Origin of the sequence: Amycolatopsis sp. NBC_00355 (assembly GCF_036104975.1) — a bacterium.
In the GTDB taxonomy this organism is placed as follows: domain Bacteria; phylum Actinomycetota; class Actinomycetes; order Mycobacteriales; family Pseudonocardiaceae; genus Amycolatopsis.
In genome coordinates this window covers 9,249,186-9,271,830 of the sequence record NZ_CP107982.1, presented here as the reverse complement: position 1 = coordinate 9,271,830, position 22,645 = coordinate 9,249,186, and the positions used below count along the sequence as shown (strand labels likewise).

Genomic DNA, 22,645 nt, shown 5'->3' with positions numbered 1-22,645 from the left:
ACGGCATGAACGCGCCCGTTTCCGACGTCGATCTGCCCGCCCACGTCGAGCGCGCGCTGGCCGGGTTCCTCGGCCGGGCGGGCGAGCGGATCATCGAGACCGAGCCGACCGTGGCCGCCGGGATCGAGGCGCTCAGCGGGTTCGTGCTGACGGGTGGCAAACGTTTGCGGCCCACGTTCGCGTGGTGGGGCTGGCGCGGCGCGGGCGGCGATCCGGCCGGGCCGGACGCCGAGGGTGTGCTGCAGGCGGTCGCCAGCCTGGAGCTGATCCAGGCGTGCGCGCTGATCCACGACGACCTGATCGACTCCTCCGACTCGCGGCGCGGCTTCCCGACCGTGCACATCGCCGGGGCGAAGCTGCACGCCGACCGCGGCTGGCTCGGCTCCCCCGCGACGTTCGGGCTCGCTACCGCGGTGCTGGTCGGCGACCTCGCGCTGGCCTGGGCCGACGACATGTTCGCCGACGCCCCGCTGCCCGCCGAAACGCTCGCCGCGGCGCGGCCGGCCTGGCGCGCGATGCGCACCGAGGTGCTCGCCGGGCAGTACCTCGACGTCCGCACGCAGGCCACCGGCGACGCCTCCCCCGAGGCCGCGCTGAAGATCGACCGGCTCAAGACCGCCGCCTACACCGTGCAGCGTCCGCTGCACCTGGGCGCGGCGCTCGGCGGGGCGTCCCCCGAGCTGATCGGGACGCTGCTGGAGTTCGGCGGCGAGGTCGGCATCGCCTTCCAGCTGCGCGACGACCTGCTGGGTGTGTTCGGCGACCCGTCGGTCACCGGCAAGCCGGCCGGCGACGACCTGCGCGAGGGCAAGCGCACCCTGCTCGTCGCGCTCGGCCTGCAGCTGGCCGCCGAAAAGGGCGAAGAGGCGGCCGCCACGGTCATCGCGGACGCGATCGGCGACGCCGACCTGTCCGACGAAGGCGTCGAGACCGTCCGGATGGCGTTGCAGCAGGTCGGCGCGGTCGACGCGGTCGAGAGCCGGATCGACGAGCTGACCACCGCCGCGATGGCCGCGCTCGAGCGCGCGCACCTGGCCGAGCCGGCCCCCGCCGCGCTGACCGAGCTGGTCGTCAAGGCCACCCAGCGGACGTACTGACGTGCGGCGCGTGGAAGGGCCCTCCGACCACGTCGTGGTCATCGGCGCCGGCCTGGCCGGCCTGTCGGCGACCCTGCACCTGCTCGGCGCGGGCCGCCGGGTCACGCTGCTGGAGCAGGCCGACGCCCCGGGCGGGCGCACCGGGCAGCAAACCTTCGACGGCAACGCCGTGGACACCGGCGCGAGCGTGCTGACCATGCCCGAGCTGCTCGACGAGGCGTTCGCCGCGGTCGGCGACTCGATGGCCAAGAACCTGCGCCTGACCCGGCTGGACCCGGCGTACCGGGCGCGGTTCGCCGACGGCAGTTCCCTGGCGCTGCGCACCGACGGCGACGCGATGGAGGCCGAGATCCGCGCCTTCGCCGGCGCGCGCGAAGCGGCGGGCTACCGGGCGTTGCGACGCTGGCTGACCGACCTGTACGAGGTGCAGAAGGACCGGTTCCTGGCCACGAACTTCGACTCACCGCTCGACCTCGCGCGCCCCGAACTGGTGAAACTCGCCGCCCTCGGCGGGTTCGGCCGGCTCGGCCCGCGCGTCGCCCGGTACCTGCGCGACGAGCGCGTCCGGCGGCTGTTCTCCTTCCAGGCGCTCTACGCGGGCCTCGACCCGGCCCGCGCGATCGGCGCGTACGGCGTCATCTCGTACATGGACACCGTCGGCGGCGTGTACTACCCCGAAGGCGGCATGGGCGAGATCGGCCGGGCGCTGACCGGTGCCGCGACGCGGGCGGGCGCGGACGTGCGGTTCGGCACCGAAGCGGCGTGGCTCGAGCGCGTCTCGTCCCGGGTGCGCGCGGTCCGCACGCGCTCGGGCGAGCGGATCCCGTGCGACGCCGTCGTCCTCGCCACCGAGCTGAGCACGGCGTACCGGCTCATCGGCGCCCGGCCGAAACGGCCGGTGCCGCTGCGCTACTCGCCGTCCGCCTTCGTCCTGCACGGGCGGACCACGAAGGCCTGGGACCTGGGCCACCACTCGATCTACTTCGGCGCCGCGTGGGAACGGACGTTCGCCGAGATCATCCGCGAAGGACGGCTGATGAGCGACCCGTCGCTGCTGGTCACGCGGCCGACGGCGACCGACCCGGGGCTCGCCGGGAACGGCGGCGAGATCGTCTCGGTGCTCGCGCCCGCGCCGAACCTGAACCGTGGGCCGATCGACTGGGAGCGCGTCCGCGGGCCGTACCGCGAAGAACTGCTTCGCACGCTCGAAGCGCGCGGACTGACCGGGTTCGGCGACGAGTTCACCGTCGACGAGACGCTCACCCCGGCGGACTGGGCGGCCCGCGGGCTCGCCGCCGGGACGCCGTTCTCGCTGGCGCACACGTTCACCCAGACCGGCCCGTTCCGGCCGGCGAACCTGGTGCGCGCGGCGGGCAACGTGGTGCTGGCCGGCTGCGGCACCACGCCGGGCGTCGGCATCCCGCCGGTGCTCATCTCCGGGCGGCTCGCCGCGGAACGGATCACGGGGAAGTGAACGAGCTCGACGCCGCCGGCGTCACCGACCCGGCCCTGCGCGCCTCCTACGTCGCGTGCCGCCGGCTCAACGCCCACCACGGCCGCACGTTCTTCCTGGCGACGCGGCTGTTGCCGGCCCGCGCCCGGCCGGCCGCGCACGCGCTGTACGGCTTCGCGCGGATGGCCGACGAACTGGTCGACAACCCCGAACCGGGCACGGACCCGGCGGCCGAGCTGGACCGCGTCGGGGCCCTGGTCGAGGACGTCTACGCCGGTGTGACCCCGGACGATCCGGTGCTCGCGGCGCTGTCGGACACCGTGCGGCGCTACGACATCGCCCAGGAGCTGTTCGACGCGTTCCTGCGCTCGATGCGGGCGGATCTGAAGCCGGCCGAGTACGCGACGTTCACCGACCTGGGTGAGTACATGTACGGCTCGGCGGCGGTGATCGGGCTGCAGATGCTGCCGGTCTTCGGGACCGCCGGCCCGCTGGCCGAGGCCGAGCCGGGGGCGATCGCGCTCGGTGAGGCGTTCCAGCTGACCAACTTCCTGCGCGACGTCGGCGAGGACCTCGACCGCGGCCGGCTCTACCTGCCGCTGGACGAGCTGGACGCGTTCGGCGTCTCGCGTGAGCTGCTGGAACAACGGCGTCCCGACCCGCGGATCCGCGCGGCGATGGCGTACTTCGTGGCCCGGACCCGGGCGGTGTACCGGCGGGCCGAGGCCGGGGTTCCGTTGCTGCGCCCCGAATCGCGGCCGTGCGTGCGGACGGCGCTGACCCTGTACGAAGGGATCCTGGACGAGATCGCCGCGCTGGACTACGACGTCCTCGCGCGGCGGGCGGTGGTGCCGAAGACGCGCCGGCTGGTGGTCGCGCTGCCCGCCTTCGCCGCGGTCTGGGCGCGCGAGACCCTCGGGGCCGGTCGTAGGCTGCGATCATGACCTCAGCAGCAAAGCGACCGATCCGGATCGGGTTGCAGCTCCAGCCGCAGCACGCCGACTACGACACCATCCGGCGCACCGCGTCCGCAGCGGAAGAGCTCGGCGCCGACATCATCTTCAACTGGGATCACTTCTACCCCCTCTACGGTGAGCCCGAGGGCAAGCACTTCGAGTGCTGGACCATGCTCGGCGCCTGGGCGGAGTCGACGTCGCGCGTGGAAATCGGCGCGCTCGTGACCTGCAACAGCTACCGCAACCCCGAGCTGCTGGCCGACATGGCCCGCACCGTCGACCACATCTCCGGCGGGCGGCTCATCCTCGGCATCGGCTCCGGCTGGTTCGAGAAGGACTACGACGAGTACGGCTACGAGTTCGGCACCGCCGGCGGCCGCCTCGACAACCTGGCGGAGTCGCTCCCGCGGATCGAGGCCCGCCTCGGCAAGCTGAACCCGGCACCGACGCGCAAGATCCCGGTGCTCATCGGCGGCGGCGGCGAGAAGAAGACCCTCAAGCTGGTCGCCAAGCACGGCGACATCTGGCACGGCTTCGGCGACCCGGAGGTCGTCGAGCGCAAGGTGAAGATCCTCGACCAGCACTGCGCCGACGTCGGCCGCGACCCGGCCGAGATCGAGCGGTCGTGCGGCGTCCAGGGCGAGCCGGACGAGCTGGGCCCGAAGCTGCTCAGCCTGGGCGTCTCGACGTTCACGGTCGGCGTCGGCGGCCCGGACTACGACCTGGGCGCGCTCAAGTCGTGGATCGCCTGGCGCGACAAGAACAACGGCTGAGTGCTGTTCCCGTGAAGGCCACCTCTGTCGGAGGTGGCCTTCACTTTTTGGTGCGGTGGGCGGCGACGCGCTCCCGGGTCGCGCAGCGGGGCGAGCAGTAGCGGCGCGGGCTGCCGCCGCCGAGGTGGGCGAACGGCTTGCCGCACGACGGTGACGCGCACAGGCCGCCCGGCGGGCCCTGGCAGTCCGCCAGCAAGGTGGCCAGGCCCAGCGCCGACGACGTCACCAGCCAGCGGTCCCACGGGCCGTCGTCGGCGGTGTCGACGTGCAGGTGCCAGCCGAAGCCTTCTTCGTGGTCGGTCAGGCGGGGCGGGCCCGCGTACGCCGCGAAGAGCCGGTTAAGCACCGAAGCCGCTTCGGCAACGTCGGACGCTGCGAAGACTTCGCGGAGTTCTCGTGCTGCTTCGCGCAGCTTCGCGAGGTCTGTCTCCGAGAGCGACGTCGGAGGTTCGCCGTGGGCTTGGAGCACGCGCTCCACCTCCGCCGCCTCGACGTCCGGCGGCAGCAGCACGGCGAGCAGGTCCACGGCGCGCTGGACGGAATCCCGGTGCGGAACGGCCATACCCCACTGTAACGTCTTGATGGTGCCAAGCCGTTACGGACTCGCCGGGTACCTCACCGGCGCGACGCTCGCGCGCACCGGCGACGAGCTGTCCGGGCCCGCGCTCCTGCTGCTGGGCCTGACGGCCGGCCCGGGTGCCGGGTCGGCGTTGCTCGCCGGGTTGACCGCGGCGGCCGCGGCAGGCGGCCCGGTGTTCGGAGCGCTGCTGGACCGCAGCCCGGCGCCCGGGCGGCTGCTCGCGGTCGCCTTGGCCGGGTATGCGGCGGGGCTCGCCCTGGTGGCGGCGGTGTTCGGGCACCTGCCGCTGTGGCCGGTGGTGGCGCTGGCGGCGCTGACGGGCCTGCTCAACCCGGCCATCGCGGGCGGCTGGACGGCTCAGCTGCCCTCGGTGGTGGGTAGCGGTCGGCTGTCCTCGGCCAAGGGTGGGCGGCTGCGCTCAATCGCAAGACGCGAGCGGGGTCGGCTGCCCATAGCCTCGAACCCCGCTCTCGCGACCGCGAGCCGCCTCGACGCCATGACCTTCACCGCCGCCGCCCTGGCCGGACCGGGGCTCGCCGGGCTGCTGGCCGCCCTCGCGGGTGCCTCGACCGCCCTCGCCGTCGCGGTCGCCATGGTCGCCGCCGCTCTCCCCGTCGCGTGGACCCTCCCCCGAAGGCCCGGACCGAAGGCCACCCGGCTCACGGAACAGCTCAAGAACGGCTTCACCGTCCTCCTGCGCAACGCCCCGCTGCGGCGGGCCACCGTGACGTCGACACTCTCGTGTGCCGGGATCGGCATGGTCACCGTCTGTTATCCCCTGCTCGGCGCCGCCCACCTCGGCGGTGCCGCGAACGGCGCACTGCTCATGACCGTGCTCGCCGTGGCATCACTGCTGGCCAACGCCTTCTTCACGGGAAAACCGGACACGGTCGTCCGGGCGAGCACCCTGCTTCTCGCCGCCGGCTGCGTCGTCTCGGCGCTGGCGACCGGGGCAACACTCCTGATCATCGGCGCGGCTTTGGCGGGATTCGCCGAAGGACCGCAGCTCACGGCCCTGTTCGCGATCCGGCACCGCGAGACGCCCGAACGGGTCCGGGCTCAGGTGTTCACCACGGCGGCGAGCGTCAAGATCACCGGCCTGGCCCTCGGAGCGGCCGTGGCCGGGCCGCTGTCCGCGGCCGGAACGGGAACGTGCCTGACCACGGCCGCGGCCGTGCAGCTGCTGGCCGCGGTTACCCAGGTCAGAAGGCCATCGCCTGGGCGCGCCGCTTCACCTCGGTGCCGTGGCTCGTGCGCAGCGCGTTGACCGGCGTGTTGCCCGGCAGCGACTCGTCGACGGTGAACAGCCAGCGCAGCATCTCGGTGCGGCTGAACCCGGAGTCGTCGAGCACCGTTATCGTGCCGGACAGGCCCTTGACCACGCCGTCCTTGACGAGGAACGCGCTCGGGACGCACAGTTCGCCGCCTCGTTTGAGGGCGATCAGCTCTCCCTCGCGCAGCAGCTGGCGGACCTTGTTGGTCGACGTCCCGAGGGCCGTCGCCACCTCCGGCAGCGGCAGCACCGCGATGTCGGCGGCGAGGACGTCTTCGGCGACAGGAATCCCACTCACAGGTGACACTGTGCCACATTCGTCCCCCTCTCCCGCTAGTGCGCACGGGTGACCCGCGAGGTCACCTCCACGGGGCGTGCCGGGTTCCGTACGATCCCTACTCGTGACACGCACCCATCCCAGCCTGGCCGGCACGCTGCTCGAGCGGCGGTACCGCGTGGACAGCCTGCTCGCCCACGGCGGGATGTCGGCGGTCTACCGGGGGACGGACACCCGGCTGGACCGCCAGGTCGCGATCAAGATCATGGACCCGCGCTTCGCCGACGACCGGTCGTTCGTGGACCGGTTCGTGCGCGAGGCGCAGTCGGCCGCCCAGCTGCATCACCCGAACGTCGTGGCCGTGCACGACCAGGGCGAAGAGGGCGGCGTCGCCTTCCTGGTGATGGAGCTCGTCGACGGCGGCACCCTGCGGGACCTGCTGGACGAGCGGGGCCCGCTCGACATCGCGCTCGCGCTGAGCGTCGCCGAGCCCGTGCTCTCGGCGCTGGCCGCCGCGCACCGGGCCGGGCTGGTGCACCGCGACGTCAAGCCGGAGAACGTGCTGATCGGCCGGTCCGGGCTGCACACCGGCGGCGTGGTCAAGGTCGCCGACTTCGGTCTCGTGCGGGCCGTGGCCAGCGCCGGGACGACCAGTTCGAGCGTCATCCTCGGCACCGTCGCCTACCTCTCCCCCGAGCAGGTCACCACCGGCGCGGCCGACTCGCGCGGGGACGTCTACTCGGCCGGGATCCTGCTCTACGAAATGCTCACCGGCCGCGCGCCCTACACCGGCGACACCGCGATCTCGGTGGCCTACCGGCACGTCAACGACGACGTCCCGCGGCCGAGCGAGCTGCGCCCGGACCTGCCGCCCGCGCTCGACGAGCTGATCACCCGCGCCACCCGGCGCGACCCCGCGCTGCGGCCCGCCGACGCCGGGGAGTTCCTGACCGAGCTGACCGCGGTGCGCGCGCAGCTGGGCCTGCTGCCGGTCACCGTGCCGGTCCCGGTGTCGCACGGCCAGGGCGACGTCGCCGACACCGAGCGCACGCTGCCGCGGATCCCGCAGGTGCTGCCCGACACCGCGAAGACGATGCCGGTACACCGTCCGAACGCGACCCGGGCGCTGAGCCACCCCGGCACCCCGCCGCCCGGGATGCCCGCCGCCGGGAACGTCCCGCCGCGCCCGCCTCGGCGCCGGAGCGAGCCGGAACCCGAGAAGCCGATGGACAACCGCAAGCGGATCGCGCTGATCGCCGGCGCCGTGCTGCTGTTCGGCGGGCTGCTCACGGCGTTCATCTTCATGCTGACCGACACCGGCGGCGACAAGACGTCGACGGTGCCGAAGCTCGTCGGGCTGAACCAGGCGGCGGCCGGTGACGCCCTGCGCTCGGCGAAGCTGACACCGCAGTTCAGCCAGGAGTTCGACAACACGGTGCCGTCGAACACCGTGCTGCGCAACGAACCCGCCGAGGGCACCACGCTGACGCCGAACTCGACGGTGTCGGTCGTGCTGTCCAAGGGCCGCCCGGCCGTGCCGGACATCCGCCCGGGCACCGCGCTGCCCGACGCCGAGCAGGCGATCAAGACGGCGCAGCTGACCCCGGTCCGCGGCACCGACGACTTCGACGCCGACGTCCCGCAGGGCGCGGTGATCCGCACCGAGCCGTCCGCGGGCAGCCAGCTGAACCTGGGCGGGCAGGTCACGATCATCGTGTCCAAGGGCCCGATCCCGCTGCCGCCGGTCCCGGACGTCACCGGGCGGAGCAAGGACGAGGCGTTCCAGCTCCTGCAGCAGGCCGGGTTCGAGCCGTTCCAGGCCGGCGAGGAGTTCAACCAGAACGTCCCGGGCGGCGCCGTCACGCGGACCGACCCGCCGGCCAACTCGCAGGCGAAGGCGAAGCGGGTCGGGGTGTTCGTCAACAACGCCGTCCAGGTGCCGGACGTCCGGTTCAAGCCCTTCGACGACGCCCAGAAGATCCTCGAGCAGGCCGGGCTGCAGGCCGATCGCGACGGCGGCCGGGGACGCGGCGGGGGCGGCGGGTTCGACTTCGTCTTCCAGCAGGACCCGCAGCCCGGCTCGTTCGTCCAAAAGGGCTCGAAGGTCAAGCTGAAGGGCTTCGGTGGATGATCGGCAGCCGCGGCCGGGTGACCGGCACGATCGGCCCCGGCCTGATCGGTGAGGTGCTGCTGAACGTCCGCGGCGGGACCGAGGCGTTCTACGCCTACCCGATCGACCCCGAAGCGACCTTCAGCTCGGGCACCCAGGTCCTCGTCGTGGACTTCGAACCTCCCCGCACGGTTTATGTCGAGCGGTGGCAACCACTGACGCGTTAGCGGCGTCGAAGGGCTACCAACAACAGAAGACTGAGGGGTGTGGGAGGCCAATGAACATCTTGCTGATCGTCGGCATCGCCGTGGTGGCCGTGATCGTGATCTTCGGACTGCTGCGAGTCCTGTACAAGGTGGCGGAGCCGAACGAAGCGCTGATCGTGTCCGGCTGGGGGATCCGGGTCGAACGCAGCGAGACCGCGGACAGCCTGGGCTTCAAGATCATCACGGGCCGCGGCGTGAACGTCATCCCCGGGTTCCAGACCGCCCGGCGGCTGTCCCTGGACACCCGGGGCGTCAACCTGCAGGTCTCGTGCGTGACCCGGCAGGGGCTGCCGGTCACCGTGCGCGCCGTGGTGATCTACAAGGTGGGTGACGACTTCTCGTCGATCGCCAACGCCGCCCGCCGGTTCCTGGACCAGCAGAAGGGCATGAACGACACGATCCACGAGCTCTTCTCCGGGCACCTGCGCTCGATCGTGGGCGGGCTGACCATCGAGGAGATGATCCACAACCGGGACGCGCTCACCGGCGAGGTGCGCCAGTCCTCGGCCACGGAGATGATCAAGCTCGGCCTGATCGTGGACTCCCTGCAGATCCAGGAGATCGACGACGAATCGGGCTACATCCTCAACCTCGGCAAGCCGCACGCCGCCGCGATCGCCGCGTCGGCCCGCATCGCCGAGGCGCAGCGCGACCAGGAAGCCGCCCAGGTCGAGCAGGAGTCGGCGGCGAAGAAGGCGGCCGCCGTCCGCGCGAGCCAGATCCAGCAGGCCGGCTACCAGGCCGAGGTCGACCAGGCGCGGGCGAAGATGTCCCAGTCCGGTCCGCTGGCCGAGGCGACCGCGCGCCAGGAGGTCGTCGTCCAGGAGACGCGGGCGGCCGAGCTGGAAGCCGCCCTGGCCGAGCAGCGGCTGCAGTCGCAGGTCCGCAAGCCGGCCGACGCGAAGGCGTACGACACGCGCACGGCGGCCGACGCGGCCCGTGACGCTTCGATCGCCAAGGCCCAGGCCGAGGCGAAGGAGACCGAGCTGCGGGCGGCGGCGGACGCGACCCGCGTCAAGACCGCGGCCGAAGCCGAGGCGCAGGCGACGAAGGCCCGCGCGGAAGCGGCCGCCGGGGCGACCCGGGCGACCGGTGAAGCGGAGGCGGCCGCGGCCAAGGCACGCGGTCTCGCCGACGCGGAAGCCGCGAAGGCCAAGGGCCTCGCCGAAGCCGAATCGGCCCGGGCGAAGGGTCTCGCCGAAGCGGACGCCATCAAGGCGCGCGCCGCGGCCCTGGCGGAGAACCAGGAAGCCGTCGTCGCGCAGCAGCTGGCCGAGCGCTGGCCGGAGATCGTCGAGGCCGGCGCGAGCGCGTTCGGCAACATCGACCACATGGTCGTGCTCAACGGCGCCGACGGCATGTCCGACATGTTCGCCAAGGCCTTGTCGCTCGGCGGCACCGGTCTCGGCCTGGCCCGGCAGCTGATGGAGTCGATGGGCAAGCCGGCCGACAAGGAGCTCGACGAGGCCGCCCGCCAGAACGGCGAACTCAAGCTGAGCGACTGATCGCGCACGCTGCGTACGGCCCTTGTGTCCCGGATCACGGGAGACGAGGGCCGTACGCCCGTTCGGGGGCGGAAATTCCCGTGACGTTGCCTTACCGTGGGCGCATGGTGCCGGACAGCACGTCGCGGACCGCCCGATGAACTTCTTCACCGGCGGTCCCCGCGAGCGTCCCCTGTTCCCCGTCCCGGAGCAGGAGCTGTACGCCTTCAACGGCCGGCACTGGACCGATCCCCCGCGCGAGCACATCGTCCCGGCCGTGCTGCCGTGGGCGCGGCCGCTGGGCCGGTCCGAACGCACGATCGTCGCGCTGCGGGCGATCGAGGTGTGGCCGGAGGCGGTCACGCTGCGGATCACGGTGTACTCGCGCGACAGCCTGGTCGACGACCCCGCCGAGGGTTTGATCGACCACCGCCGGGTACCCGACTACAACGGCCTGCTCATCGGCGTGCTCTACGCCGACGGGAGCCGGGCCAGCTCGGAGACCATTTCGGTGCCTTCGGCGAGTGAGCCGGACGGGCCGGTGCTGCGGGCGCAGGCGGTCGGCGGGACGCGGTTCGCCGTCGAGCACGAGGTGTTCCTGTGGCCGCTGCCGTCGGCGGGGCCGCTCAAGCTGATCGTCCAGTGGCGCGACCGGGGCATCGACGAAGCCCGTACGACGCTCGACGGCGGCGCGATCCGCGCCGCGGCGAAGGACGCCGCGGAGATCTGGCCGGGGCTGGGCAAGCGTCACGCCGGCGCCCTGCCCGTGCGGCGCGTCGGCAAACAGGTGGCGTTGACCCCCGACTGGGGGACCGCCGTGGCCCGGGCGGACCAGCCCGAAACCACGCCCGGCGAATAAGAACCGGTTGATCTGTGACCCCGGGCACCGCCGCCCGGGGTATCTCGAATGGATGAATGGGGTGGTTAGTTAGCGTCGATGAAACACTTCGACCACCCGCACGTCACGTCGGGCTGGTGCAGTGGATTTCTCCTCCCCCTCGTCGCACGTGGCCGTGCAGACCCGCGAACGCCTGATGGGAAAGGTCGCTTATGGCAGGCTCGCCGCTCAGCGCACTCGACGTCGCTTTCCTTTGCCTGGAAAGCGAAAAGTCCCCGATGCACATGGGCGCGGTGATCACGTTCACCGCGCGCCGACCAGTGGATCCCTCAGCGTTGACCGCGATCCTGGCCGAACGCGCCGCCCGGCTCCCGAAGCTGCGCCAGCGGGCGCGCGCGGAACTGTTCCCGCCCGGCGCCGCCAGCTGGACCGAAGACGCGGATTTTGTTGCCGCGGAACACATCCACCACGTCGAGCTCAGCTCGCTCTACGACCCGGACCCGCTGGCGGCGTACGCGTCGCGGTGGATCGCCGAGCCGCTCGACACCCGCCGCCCGCTGTGGGACCTCACCCTGGTCACCGGGCTGCCGGACGGGAAGTTCGCGCTGCTGATGAAGCTGCACCACGCGCTCACCGACGGCGCCGGGGCGTACGCGGTCATGGCCGGCCTGCTCGACGGCGTCAAGCTGCCTTCCGCGCCGGCCCGCCGGATCCCGGCCCAGAGGTCCACTTTGGACACCGTGAAGGACGCGCTCGGCACGGTGTGGGACCAGGCGAACGAGGCCGCCGGCATCGCCTCCTCGGTGGTGCGGGCCACCCGGCCGACGCTGTCCCCCGTGTCGGCGCCGGTCTCGGCCGAACGGCGACTGGGGTTCGTGCGGCTGCCGCTCCCGGAGCTGCGCCGGGTGCGCCGGGCCCACGGCGGCACGACCAACGACGTCGTGCTGGCGGTGCTTTCCGGCGCGCTGCGCGAATGGCTGGTGAACCGCGGCCACCGCGCCGACGGCCGCACGCTGCGCGCGCTGATCCCGGTGAGCGTCCGCGGCCGCGCGGGTGACCAGCTCGGCGGCAACAAGCTGTCCGGCTACCTGTGCGACCTGCCGGTCGGCGAGGACGACCCGGTCGAGCGCCTGCGTGTGGTCCGCCGCGCGATGAACCGCAACAAGGCGGCCGGTCCGAGCCGCGGCGCGGGCGCGTTGCCGCTGCTGGCCGACCGCGTCCCGTCGCTGCTGCACCGGCTGGGCACGCGCACCGCGGGCCAGGCCGCGCCGCTGCTGTTCGACCTGGTGATCACCACGGTCCCGGTCCCCCCGGCCCGGCTGTCGATCGACGGCGCTCCGCTGGCGGAGGTGTATCCGTTCGTCCCGCTGGCCCCGCGTCACGCGGTCGGCATCGCGGTGGCCACCTACCGCGACTCCGTCCACATCGGACTCCAGGTCAACGGCGAGGCGGTGCCGGACATCGGCTCCCTGCGCGACGCGGTCCTCAAGTCCACGGCCCGCCTGCTCGACGCCTCTTCCTGACCCCAAGCGCCCCGGTGTGGGGCGCTTGGGGTGGGCTCAGCCGCGGAGCATCTCCGCGACCAGGAACGCCAGCTCCAGGGACTGCTGCGTGTTCAGGCGCGGGTCGCACGCCGTCTCGTAGCGGCCCGAGAGGTCGATGTCCGAGATCTCCTGGGCGCCGCCGAGGCACTCGGTGACGTCCTCGCCGGTCAGCTCGACGTGGATGCCGCCCGGGTAGGTGCCGAGGTCGTTGTGGACCTCGAAGAAGCCCTGGACCTCGTCGACGATCCGGTCGAAGTGCCGGGTCTTGTACCCGGTGGACGACTCGTGCGTGTTGCCGTGCATCGGGTCGCACTGCCAGATGACCTTGTGGCCGGACGCCTCGACCTTCTCGACGATCCCCGGCAGCACCTCGCGGACGTTGCCGTTGCCCATCCGCGCGATCAGCGTCAGCCGACCCGGCTCGAAGCGCGGGTCGAGCCGCTCGACGTACTCCAGCGCCTGCGCGGGCGTGGTCGTCGGGCCGATCTTGAGGCCGATCGGGTTGGCCAGCAGCTCGGCGAACGCGATGTGCGCGCCGTCCAGCTGGCGGGTCCGCTCGCCGATCCAGAGGAAGTGCGACGACAGGTTGTACAGCTTCGGGTTCGCCACGTCGGCGTTGTCCAGGCGCAGCATCGAGCGCTCGTAGTCGAGCAGCAGCGCCTCGTGGCTGGCGAAGATCTCGGTCGACTGCAGCGACGTGTCGGTGACGCCGCAGGCCGACATGAACCGCAGGCCGCGGTCGATCTCGTTGGCCAGCGCCTCGAAGCGCTGCGCCGCCGGCGACGCCGACACGAAGTCCTTGTTCCAGTCGTGCACCTGGTGCAGGTCGGCCATGCCGGCGCCGGTGAGGGCGCGGACCAGGTTCATCGCCGCGCCCGCGTTCGCGTAGGCGCGGATCATCCGGCCGGGGTCGGGCACGCGCAGCTCGGGCTTGGCGACCAGCGAGTTGATGATGTCGCCGCGGTACACCGGCAGGCCGAGCGCGTCCGTCGCGGCCGAGCGCGGCTTCGCGTACTGGCCGGCGATGCGGCCGACCTTGACCACCGGCAGGCTGGCGCCGTAGGTCAGCACGACCGCCATCTGCAGCAGGGTGCGCAGGTTGGCCCGGATGTGCGGCTCGGTGTTCGACTCGAACGTCTCCGCGCAGTCACCACCCTGCAGCAGGAACGCCTCACCGCGCGCGACCATCGCGAGCCGGCTCTTGAGCCGGTCGATCTCCGCCGGGACGGTGATCGGCGGCACGCTCTCCAGCACGCCGCGAACTCGGTTGGTGAGTTCTGGATCGGGCCACTCCGGCTGCTGGGCCGCGGGCAGGGCCAGGGCCTTGTCGAGGCGGGCCCGCAGCTCGGGCGGAAGCGGCGGCAGTTCGGGCAGTGTGTCGACGGGGACGTCCACAGTCCAGTTCACACCCCCCAGGATAAGGTTCGCGCCGCGCTTCGTTCCGCCCGGTGGGCCACCGAGCTCCCGGCTCCCTGGGTCCGGGTGCTCGCGCTGCCGCTCGCGCTCGCCCGGGACGCGACCGGCTTCCGGCGCTGAGCTGGGGCCTGCTCGGCGCCGTCACCGGGTCGCCGATTCCGCTGGCCGTGATCGTCCGCGGGGCGCGGCGCGGCAAATGGGACGGCCGTCACGTGAGCGATCGGGCCGGGCGCCGGGTCCCGCCGCTGATCCCCGGGCTCTCCCTCGGCCTCGGCTTCGTCGTCCTGCCGGCCGGGCACGCGCCGGCGGCGCTCGTCTCGCCGGCCGCGTCGATGCTGGTCAGCCTGCCGGTCACGGACGTCATCACGGTCGGCGCGAAGGTCAAGATCTCCCGGTACTCGGCCGTCGCGCCGCCGCCGTCGTGTGCTGACGCCGACCTACGGCGCGTGGGCGCTTGCTGCCGGCCCTGCCCGTCGCCTGGGTGGCGTGGCCGCGGATCGCCCTGCGCGACCACACCGCGCCGGAGGTGCTCGCCGAGTCGGTGATGGGCGTCGTCGTCGATGGCAGCGGCTACTGGGGACTGCTCGCCGCGGCGGCCGGCCGAACCGGCCGCCGGTTCCACCTCCCGCGAGTCAGCAAGCGGGGAGAACCCGGCGCCACCCGTCCGGGTGAATCACCGGCCGGCCGGGCAGGACCCGTCGGCCGCCGGGAAGACCCGTCACGCCGACAGCCCAGAACCGCTTGGTCGCCACAGGCGTTCTCCCGGGTGAACACCCCGTGCCCGCCGGCGTCGACGGTCACCGGCCGCGCCCGGGAACCGAACGCCGCCCGCGTCTCGCGCGCGCAGGTTCTGCACCAGCGGGACGCCGGCCGGGCCGGGCCGCCGACGGCGCCAGGCCGTAGTCCGGGCTCGGGGTCGTCCACTCCAGAGCCGGTTGCACGGTGGCGAGCCGAGGCAGGAAAGCCAGGCGCACCAACGTTTTCCGCATGCCCAGAACCCTGCCGCCCCACCGGCGTCGACCCGGAGACCGGACCGGACCTGCGTCCCGGGGTGGACAGTCCGTGAATGGCCCATCGAGGGACTCCATGTCCCTCGATGGGCCATTCACGGCGTCACCAGCTCCTCGATCGCGTCGGCTCCGGCGCGCGGGCCGCCGGCCGCACGCAGGTGCCCGGCCATCCGGGTCAGGTTCGCGCGGATCGCCGGGTCCGCCGCCACCTCGTCGACCGTCCGGCGCAGCGCCTCCGGGTCGGGCGGGCCGGTGAGCACCCGGCCCAGGCCCAGTTCCTCGACGCGGCGGCCGTTGCACGTCTGCTCCGGCGTCTGCGGGTACGACACCAGCGGCACCTCGCACAGCAGCGCCTCCATCGTCGAGTTCATCCCCGTGTGCGACAGGAACACCTGCGCGTGCCGCAGCACGGCGGGCTGCGGCACGTGCGGCCGGACCTCGAAGTTCGCCGGGATCGGGCCCAGCCGGGCCGGGTCGACCCGCTCGCCGAGCGCCAGCACCACCGGCCGGCCGGTGCCGCCGAACGCCGTCACGCACGCCGCGAAGAAGTCGGGGCGGTCGTTGACCACCGTGCCCAGGGAGACGAACAGCACCGGGCCGGCGGGCGGCGTCCACTCCCGCGCCGGAGAACGGGACCCGAAGGACGGGCCGATGAAGCGGTAGTCCGCCCCGAAGGTGTCGCCGGCTATCTGGAACTCGCGCGGGAGGAAGACGAGCTTGAGGTCGGCGAGCCGGCCCACCGAGGCCAGCGTTTCGGCCGGGACGCCGGCGGCGTCGGCGAACCGGGCCTGGGCGGTGGCGTACTCGGCCAGCCGCGGGTGGCCAGGGTCGAAGTCGGGCGGGGCCAGCAGGGTCGTCGGGTCGAACACGTCGTTGCCCGCGAACGTCGGCACGGTCGCCACCGACGGCCGGCCCAGCCGGTGGGCCAGCACCGGCCCGAACGGTGTCAGCGAGTCGTAGCAGACGACGTCCGGCGGATCTTCGCGGAACACCTCCGTCAGGCGCGGCAGCACCGCGCGGGTGACGTCGAGCGCGCCGGACAGCGTCTCGGCGACCTCCTCGGTGGTCCGGCTGCGCGCGGCGGCCACCTTCGCCCACGGCGCGTCCGGGACGAGCGGTACCGCTCCCGCCGCGGCGACGGCTTCCCGCAGCGCCGGACCGGTGGCGTAGGTGACCCGGTGCCCGCGCCGGACCAGCTCTTCGACCAGCGGCAGCGTCGGATTGACGTGCCCCGCCGCCGGAACCGCGAGAAACGCGATGTGTGCGCCCATGGTCGGAACGAACCCCCATTTCCCGCCCATTGTGGCGGGCACCCCTCGAATACGGAAAGGGCCACCCGGCACGCGGCCGGGTGGCCCTTTCCGCAATGCGGCTCAGACGACGGCGAGCGGCAACGCCGTCGGGTGCACCGGGGACGGCAGGTCGGACGCGCCGGTCAGGTACGTGTCGACCGCGTTGGCCACCGAACGGCCCTCCGCGATCGCCCAGACCACCAGCGACGCGCCGCGGTGGGCGTCACCGCAGACGAACACGCCCGGCGTCCCGGTCTGCCAGTCCGCGCCGCACGACAGCGTGCCGCGCTTGGTCAGCGAGAGCCCGAGGCCGCCCAGCAGTGGCATCTCCTCGACGCCCTCGAAGCCGATCGCCAGCAGGACCAGGTCCGCGGGCAGCGTCTCGACGTCGTCGCCGACCGGGATCACCTCGCGGCGGCCGGTCTCGGGGTCCTTCTGCACCTTCACCTGCTGCAGTTCGACCGCCGTGACGCGGCCGGCGTCGTCGCCGACGAACCGCTTGACCGCGACGGCGAACTTCCGCTCCCCCGCCTCCTCGTGCGCCGGGTAGGTGCGCAGGATGTAGGGCCAGGTCGGCCACGGCGAGCGGTCGTCGTCCCTTGTGGACGGCGGGATCGGGTACTGGTCCAGCTGCGTCACCGAAAGCGCGCCCTGGCGGGTGGCCGTGCCGTAGGAGTCGGCGCCGGTGTCGCCGCCGCCGATGATCACGACGTGCTTGCCGCGCGCGTCGACCGGCGACGGACCGTCACCCTCGACGAACTTGTTGGCGGGCACCAGGTGTTCCATCGCCAGGTGCACCCCGGACAGCTCGCGCCCGGGTGTCGTCGTGTCGTCGCGGCCGCGCAGGGCGCCGACCGCGAGCACGACGGCGTCGTACCGCTCCCGCAGCTCCTCCACCGTCAGGTCGACGCCGACCTCGCAGCCGGTGACGAACTTCGTGCCCTCCTTGCGCAGCTGCGCGAGGCGCCGGTCGAGGACCTTCTTCTCCATCTTGAACTCGGGGATGCCGTAGCGCAGCAGCCCGCCGAGCCGGTCGTCGCGCTCGAAGACGGTGACCTCGTGGCCGGCGCGGGTCAGCTGCTGGGCGGCGGCGAGCCCGGCCGGGCCGGAGCCGACGACCGCGACCCGTTGCCCCGACGACACTTCCGCCACCTGCGGCTGGACGTAACCCGCTTCCCAGGACTGGTCGGCGATCGTCTGCTCGACGCGCTTGATCGACACCGGCCCGCCCGAGAGCGGCGAGATCGACAGCACGCAGCCCGCCTCGCACGGCGCGGGGCACAGCTTCCCGGTGAACTCGGGGAAGTTGTTGGTGGCGTGCAACCGATCGCCGGCCGCGGCCCAGTCGCCGCGGCGGACGAGGTCGTTCCACTCCGGGATCAGGTTGCCCAGCGGGCAGCCGGAACCGCCGGAGTGGCAGAACGGGATGCCGCAGTCCATGCACCGCGACGCCTGCTTGCGCACCTCTTCGTTGCGCTCGGCGGGTTCGACGTCCGCGTAGACCTCGCCCCACGAGTGCAGCCGGTCCTCCTTGGACTTCTTCTTCGGCTCTTCGCGGTCGTACTTGAGAAAACCGGTCGGGTCAGCCACGAGCGGCCTCCATGATCGCCTCGTCGACGTCGCGGCCCGCGGCTTTCGCCGCCTTCGCCGCGTCCAGGACCCGCTGGTAGTCACGCGGCATCACCTTGGTGAACGCCACGGAGCGGCGCGGCCAGTCGCCGAGCAGCGACGCGGCCACCGCGGAGCGGGTGAGATCGTAGTGCTGCTGCACGGTTTTCTTGAGCCAGGTCAGGTCGTCCGCGGTCGGCTTGAGCAGGTCCACCATGTCCTGGTTGACCTTCTTGCGGTCGACGTCGAGCAGGAACGCGATGCCGCCGGACATGCCGGCCGCCAGGTTTCGCCCGGTCGGGCCGAGCACCACGGCGCGGCCGCCGGTCATGTACTCGAAGGCGTGGTCGCCGACCCCCTCGGCGACGACCGTGGCGCCGGAGTTGCGGACGCAGAAGCGTTCGCCGACCTGGCCGCGCAGGAAGATCTCGCCGCCGGTCGCGCCGTAGGCGATCGTGTTGCCGGCGATCGTCTGCGCCTCGGCGGCGAAGGACGCCTCCGGGTCGGGGCGGACGATGATCCGCCCGCCGGACAGGCCCTTGCCGACGTAGTCGTTCGCGTCACCGACCATGTCGAGGGTGATGCCGCGCGGCAGGAACGCGCCGAGCGACTGGCCCGCGGACCCGGTGAGCAGCACGTGGATCGTGCCCTCGGGCAGGCCCTCACCGCCGTAGCGGCGGGTGATCTCCGAGCCGAGCAGCGTGCCGACGGTCCGGTTCACGTTGCGCACCGGCAGTTCGAGCCGCACCGGGTGCGCGTCTTCCAGCGCCGCCTCGGCGAGCTGGATGAGCGTGCGGTCCAGGGCGTGCTCGAGGCCGTGGTCCTGGCCGCGGGTGCGCCGCTTCGCGCCGCCGTAGGGTGTCTCGGCCGGCACCTCGAAGATCGGCGACAGGTCGAGCCCGGAGGCCTTCCAGTGGTGCACGGCTTCGTCGGTGTTCAGCAGCTCGGCGTGCCCGATGGCTTCGTCGAGGGTCCGGAAGCCCAGTGCCGCCAGGGTTTCCCGGACTTCCTGGGCGACGAACTTGAAGAAGTTCACGACGTGCTCGACCTGGCCGGTGTAGCGCTTGCGGAGCTCGGGGCTCTGCGTGGCGACGCCGACCGGGCAGGTGTCGAGGTGGCAGACCCGCATCATGATGCAGCCCGCGACGACGAGTGGGGCCGTCGCGAAGCCGTACTCCTCGGCGCCGAGCAGCGCCGCGATGACGACGTCGCGCCCGGTCTTCATGGCGCCGTCCACCTGGACGGTGATCCGGTCGCGCAACCCGTTGAGCAGCAACGTCTGCTGCGTCTCGGCGAGGCCGATCTCCCAGGGCGTGCCGGCGTGCTTGAGCGAGTTCATCGGGGACGCGCCGGTGCCGCCGTCGTGGCCCGAGATGAGCACGACGTCGGCGTGCGCCTTGGACACACCCGCCGCGACCGTGCCGACACCGAGCGAGGACACCAGCTTCACGTGGATCCGGGCGTGCTCGTTGGCGTTCTTGAGGTCGTGGATCAGCTGCGCGAGATCCTCGATGGAGTAGATGTCGTGGTGCGGCGGCGGCGAAATGAGCCCGACGCCCGGCGTGGAGTGCCGGGTTCGCGCGATCCACGGGTACACCTTGTTGGGCGGCAGCTGGCCGCCCTCGCCGGGCTTCGCGCCCTGCGCCATCTTGATCTGGATGTCGTCGGCGTTGACGAGGTATTCGCTGGTGACGCCGAAGCGACCCGAAGCGACCTGCTTGATCGCGCTGCGGCGTTCCGGGTCGTAGAGCCGTTCCGGGTCCTCGCCGCCCTCGCCCGTGTTGGACCGGCCGCCGAGCCGGTTCATCGCGATGGCCAGGGTTTCGTGCGCCTCGGCCGAAATCGAGCCGTACGACATCGCGCCGGTGTTGAAGCGCTTGAAGATCGCCTCGGCCGGCTCGACCTCGTCGAGCGGCACCGGCTCGCGGACGCCGTCGCGGAAGGAGAACAGCCCGCGCAGGGTGCCACCCTCGCGGTAGAGGCGGTGCACCTCGTCGGTGTACTTGCGGTACACCTCTTCCCGCCCGGTCTTGGACGCGTGCTGCAGCAGGAACACCGTCTCCGGCGAGAACAGGTGCAGCTCGCCCTCGCGGCGGTAGGCGTACTCGCCGCCCGTCTCGAGTCCACGGTGGACACGGTCGGTCGGGTTGTCCGGGTACGCGCGGCGGTGCCGCACGCCGACCTCTTCGGCGAGCACCTCGAGACCGACACCGCCGAGCTTCGACGACGTCCCGGTGAAGTACTCGTCGAGCAGGTCCTGGGCCAGGCCGAGGGATTCGAAGACCTGGGCGGCGGTGTACGCGCCGACCGTCGAGATGCCCATCTTGGACATGATCTTCAGGACGCCCTTGACGAGCGCCTGCACGTAGTTGCGGATCGCCTTGCCCGACTCGATCCCGGTGACCGCGCCCTGCCCGATCATGTCCTCGATGGTCTCGAAGGCCAGGTACGGGTTCACCGCGGCGGCGCCGTAACCGAGCAGCAGCGCGATGTGGTGCACCTCGCGCGCGTCCCCGGACTCGACGACGAGCGCGACGCGCAGGCGTTCCTTCGTGCGCACCAGGTGGTGGTGCACCGCGGAAACCAGCAGCAGCGACGGGATCGGCGCCATCCGGTGGTCGGAGTCGCGGTCGGACAGCACCAGCGTGCGCGCGCCGGCCGCGATCGCCTCGGACGCCTCCCGCCGCACGCGCTCGACCGCCGAGGCCAGCGCCTCGGCGCCGCCGTCCACTTCGTACAGTCCGGAAAGGACACTGCATGCGAAGCCCGGCAGGTCGCCGTCGTCGTTGATGTGGATGAGCTTGGCGAGCTCGTCGTTGTCGATCACCGGGTACGGCAGCTTCAGGTGGCGGCACGACGCCGGGCCCGGGGCCAGGAGGTTGCGCTCCGGGCCCATGATCCGCGCCATGCACGTGACGAGCTCTTCGCGGATCGCGTCCAGCGGCGGGTTGGTCACCTGCGCGAAGTTCTGTTTGAAGTAGTCGTAGAGCAGGCGGGATCGCTGGGACAGCACCGCGACCGGCGTGTCCGAGCCCATCGAGCCGATCGGCTCGGCACCCTTCTCGGCCATCGGCGCGAGCAGGATCTTGAGCTCCTCCTCGGTGTAGCCGAAGGAAAGCTGGCGCCGCAGCACCGAGTCGTGGCTCTGCACGACGTGGTCGCGGTCGGGCAGCTCGGCGAGCTTCAGCAGGCCCGCGTGCAGCCAGCCCTCGTACGGCAGGTCCTTGCCCAGCGCGGACTTGACCTCTTCGTCGTCGACGATCCGGCCGGCCTCGGTGTCCACCAGGAACATCCGGCCCGGCTTGAGGCGGCCCTTCGCGACGACGTCCTTCGGGGCGACGTCCAGGACGCCGGCCTCACTGGCGAGCACGACGCGGTCGTCGGCCGTGCGCCACCAGCGCGCCGGGCGCAGGCCGTTGCGGTCGAGGACCGCGCCGACCAGTGTGCCGTCGGTGAAGGTGACGCAGGCGGGGCCGTCCCACGGTTCCATGAGACTCGCGTGGAACTGGTAGAAGGCGCGGCGCGCGGGCTTCATCGTGGCGTGGTTCTCCCACGCCTCCGGGATCATCATCAGCACCGCGTGCGGCAGCGACCGGCCGCCCAGGTGCAGCAGCTCCAGGACCTCGTCGAACGACGCCGAGTCCGACGCGTCCGCCGAGCAGATCGGGAACAGCCGGGTCAGGTCGCCGGGGATGAGGTCCGATTCGAGCAGCGCCTCGCGGGCCCGCATGCGGTTGCGGTTGCCGCGGATGGTGTTGATCTCGCCGTTGTGGGCCACGAACCGGAACGGGTGCGCGAGCGGCCACGACGGGAACGTGTTGGTGGAGAAGCGGGAGTGGACCAGCGCGATGGCGCTCGCCAGCCGCTCGTCGCGCAGGTCGGCGAAGAACGCGGGCAGCTGCTCCGGTGTGACCATGCCTTTGTAGACGATCGTGCGCGAGGACAGCGACGGGAAGTACGTGCCGCAGCCCGCGATCCCGCTCTCGTGCTCGGTGCGCTTGCGCAGGCAGAAGGCCAGCCTGTCCAGCTCGAGCCCGGCGGCGCCGTCGCCGCTCACGAAGAGCATCGCGAAGTGCGGCATGACCGAACGGGCGGTCGGGCCGATGTCGGCGCGGTCGGCGTCGACCGGGACCTCGCGCCAGCCGAGGACTTCGAGTCCTTCTTCGACGGCGATGCGTTCGGCCAGCTCGACGGCCTTGCGGCGCTGCTCGGCGTCGGCGGGCAGGAAGGCGATTCCCGCGGCGTAACGGTGGTGACCGTGTTCGTCGGGCTCGGGCAGCTCGAAACCGGCTTCCGCGCGCAGCAGCTCGTCGGGCAGCTGCAGCAGGATGCCGGCGCCGTCGCCGCTGGTGGGTTCGGCGCCCGCGGCGCCCCGGTGGTCCAGATTGGTCAACGCGGCGAGGCCGTCGGTGACGATGCCATGGGAGCGGCGGCCGCGGATGTCGGCCACCATGGCCACACCGCAGGAGTCCTGTTCGGTCTCCGGATCGTAGAGACCCTGCTTGCCGGGAATGGCGGAGAAGATCATGAAGGGACCTCCTTCGTCGTCTGTTCGTGCTGGCCGGGCTAGCGGCCGGGGAGCGCACGGGACGACGATGGCCCGCTCGTTGACGCGACTTTAACACCTGGGAAACATGCCAGCATCAATTCAGAGCGCCCCGGGCAACG

Annotated in this window: 17 protein-coding genes; 11 read left to right on the top strand and 6 right to left on the bottom strand. The window is 72.3% G+C overall.

Translation table 11 applies throughout. The features are described 5' to 3' along the window. Positions 1-5: 5 nt before the first annotated feature. The 4 genes from OHS18_RS43100 to OHS18_RS43085 are packed head-to-tail and all read left to right on the top strand — an operon-like array spanning position 6 to position 4,279. A complete protein-coding gene (locus OHS18_RS43100) occupies positions 6-1,097 on the top strand; it encodes a polyprenyl synthetase family protein (RefSeq protein ID WP_328614683.1) in 1,092 nt (363 codons plus the stop codon). 1 nt (position 1,098) lies between these two features. After that, positions 1,099-2,571 (top strand): phytoene desaturase family protein, encoded by a 1,473-nt coding sequence (gene crtI, locus OHS18_RS43095; RefSeq protein ID WP_328614682.1) that lies wholly within the window; start codon positions 1,099-1,101, stop codon positions 2,569-2,571. Next, a complete protein-coding gene (locus OHS18_RS43090) occupies positions 2,568-3,494 on the top strand; it encodes a phytoene/squalene synthase family protein (protein ID WP_328614681.1) in 927 nt (308 codons plus the stop codon). Before crtI ends, OHS18_RS43090 begins: the two co-directional genes overlap by 4 nt. Then, positions 3,491-4,279, top strand: a complete 789-nt coding sequence (locus OHS18_RS43085) for an LLM class F420-dependent oxidoreductase (protein WP_328442946.1) — start codon at positions 3,491-3,493, stop codon at positions 4,277-4,279. Before OHS18_RS43090 ends, OHS18_RS43085 begins: the two co-directional genes overlap by 4 nt. A gap of 40 nt (positions 4,280-4,319) precedes the next feature. Here the strand turns inward: OHS18_RS43085 and OHS18_RS43080 are convergent, their stop codons facing one another. After that, on the bottom strand, positions 4,320-4,841 hold the full coding sequence (locus OHS18_RS43080) for a CGNR zinc finger domain-containing protein (RefSeq protein WP_328614680.1): 522 nt from the start codon (positions 4,839-4,841) through the stop codon (positions 4,320-4,322). A 19-nt stretch (positions 4,842-4,860) separates the two neighbouring features. Here OHS18_RS43080 and OHS18_RS43075 point away from each other — a divergent pair, with 19 nt between their 5' ends. Then, the gene (locus tag OHS18_RS43075) at positions 4,861-6,126 is read left to right on the top strand and encodes an MFS transporter (RefSeq protein ID WP_328618679.1); all 1,266 of its coding nucleotides are present in this window, start codon (positions 4,861-4,863) and stop codon (positions 6,124-6,126) included. Here the strand turns inward: OHS18_RS43075 and OHS18_RS43070 are convergent. Then, positions 6,062-6,430, bottom strand: a complete 369-nt coding sequence (locus OHS18_RS43070) for an Rv2175c family DNA-binding protein (protein WP_247062933.1) — start codon at positions 6,428-6,430, stop codon at positions 6,062-6,064. The genes OHS18_RS43075 and OHS18_RS43070 overlap by 65 nt on opposite strands. Before the next feature lie 103 nt (positions 6,431-6,533). On the opposite strand from OHS18_RS43070, the gene pknB reads away from it, so the two are divergent. The 5 genes from pknB (at position 6,534) to OHS18_RS43045 (ending at position 12,630) form a co-directional block, all read left to right on the top strand. After that, on the top strand, positions 6,534-8,540 hold the full coding sequence (gene pknB, locus OHS18_RS43065; RefSeq protein WP_328614679.1) for a Stk1 family PASTA domain-containing Ser/Thr kinase: 2,007 nt from the start codon (positions 6,534-6,536) through the stop codon (positions 8,538-8,540). Further along, positions 8,537-8,746, top strand: coding sequence for a hypothetical protein (locus tag OHS18_RS43060; protein WP_328442949.1), 210 nt, complete (start codon positions 8,537-8,539; stop codon positions 8,744-8,746). Before pknB ends, OHS18_RS43060 begins: the two co-directional genes overlap by 4 nt. A 50-nt stretch (positions 8,747-8,796) precedes the next feature. After that, positions 8,797-10,290: an SPFH domain-containing protein gene (locus tag OHS18_RS43055; RefSeq protein ID WP_328442950.1), complete on the top strand. Its 1,494-nt coding sequence runs from the start codon at positions 8,797-8,799 to the stop codon at positions 10,288-10,290. Positions 10,291-10,426: 136 nt separating this feature from the next. After that, positions 10,427-11,128 (top strand): hypothetical protein, encoded by a 702-nt coding sequence (locus OHS18_RS43050; protein WP_328614678.1) that lies wholly within the window; start codon positions 10,427-10,429, stop codon positions 11,126-11,128. 257 nt (positions 11,129-11,385) lie between these two features. Then, a complete protein-coding gene (locus tag OHS18_RS43045; protein WP_442875450.1) occupies positions 11,386-12,630 on the top strand; it encodes a wax ester/triacylglycerol synthase family O-acyltransferase in 1,245 nt (414 codons plus the stop codon). A gap of 36 nt (positions 12,631-12,666) precedes the next feature. Here OHS18_RS43045 and OHS18_RS43040 read toward each other — a convergent pair whose 3' ends face one another. Next, a complete protein-coding gene (locus tag OHS18_RS43040; protein WP_328442953.1) occupies positions 12,667-14,058 on the bottom strand; it encodes a class II 3-deoxy-7-phosphoheptulonate synthase in 1,392 nt (463 codons plus the stop codon). A gap of 221 nt (positions 14,059-14,279) precedes the next feature. Here OHS18_RS43040 and OHS18_RS43035 point away from each other — a divergent pair, with 221 nt between their 5' ends. Further along, complete coding sequence (locus OHS18_RS43035) at positions 14,280-14,612, top strand: hypothetical protein (protein WP_328614676.1); 333 nt, start codon at positions 14,280-14,282, stop codon at positions 14,610-14,612. A gap of 560 nt (positions 14,613-15,172) precedes the next feature. Here the strand turns inward: OHS18_RS43035 and OHS18_RS43025 are convergent. From OHS18_RS43025 to gltB, 3 genes are all read right to left on the bottom strand, one after another. Next, positions 15,173-16,348, bottom strand: a complete 1,176-nt coding sequence (locus tag OHS18_RS43025) for a macrolide family glycosyltransferase (RefSeq protein WP_328614675.1) — start codon at positions 16,346-16,348, stop codon at positions 15,173-15,175. Between the two features lie 102 nt (positions 16,349-16,450). Beyond that, positions 16,451-17,959: a glutamate synthase subunit beta gene (locus OHS18_RS43020; protein ID WP_328614674.1), complete on the bottom strand. Its 1,509-nt coding sequence runs from the start codon at positions 17,957-17,959 to the stop codon at positions 16,451-16,453. Then, the gene (gene gltB, locus OHS18_RS43015; protein WP_328614673.1) at positions 17,952-22,505 is read right to left on the bottom strand and encodes a glutamate synthase large subunit; all 4,554 of its coding nucleotides are present in this window, start codon (positions 22,503-22,505) and stop codon (positions 17,952-17,954) included. The genes OHS18_RS43020 and gltB overlap by 8 nt, the downstream gene beginning before the upstream one ends. Positions 22,506-22,645 lie beyond the last annotated feature (140 nt).

What these genes read in the sequence shown, in the direction of transcription:
- OHS18_RS43100 (WP_328614683.1), top strand. Translation starts at nt 6, where the DNA reads ATGAACGCGCCCGTTTCCGACGTCGATCTGCCCGCCCACGTCGAGCGC.
- OHS18_RS43085 (WP_328442946.1), top strand. Translation starts at nt 3,491, where the DNA reads ATGACCTCAGCAGCAAAGCGACCGATCCGGATCGGGTTGCAGCTCCAG.
- OHS18_RS43080 (WP_328614680.1), bottom strand. Translation starts at nt 4,841, where the DNA reads ATGGCCGTTCCGCACCGGGATTCCGTCCAGCGCGCCGTGGACCTGCTC.
- OHS18_RS43075 (WP_328618679.1), top strand. Translation starts at nt 4,861, where the DNA reads ATGGTGCCAAGCCGTTACGGACTCGCCGGGTACCTCACCGGCGCGACG.
- OHS18_RS43060 (WP_328442949.1), top strand. Translation starts at nt 8,537, where the DNA reads ATGATCGGCAGCCGCGGCCGGGTGACCGGCACGATCGGCCCCGGCCTG.
- OHS18_RS43055 (WP_328442950.1), top strand. Translation starts at nt 8,797, where the DNA reads ATGAACATCTTGCTGATCGTCGGCATCGCCGTGGTGGCCGTGATCGTG.
- OHS18_RS43050 (WP_328614678.1), top strand. Translation starts at nt 10,427, where the DNA reads ATGAACTTCTTCACCGGCGGTCCCCGCGAGCGTCCCCTGTTCCCCGTC.
- OHS18_RS43045 (WP_442875450.1), top strand. Translation starts at nt 11,386, where the DNA reads ATGCACATGGGCGCGGTGATCACGTTCACCGCGCGCCGACCAGTGGAT.
- OHS18_RS43025 (WP_328614675.1), bottom strand. Translation starts at nt 16,348, where the DNA reads ATGGGCGCACACATCGCGTTTCTCGCGGTTCCGGCGGCGGGGCACGTC.
- gltB (WP_328614673.1), bottom strand. Translation starts at nt 22,505, where the DNA reads ATGATCTTCTCCGCCATTCCCGGCAAGCAGGGTCTCTACGATCCGGAG.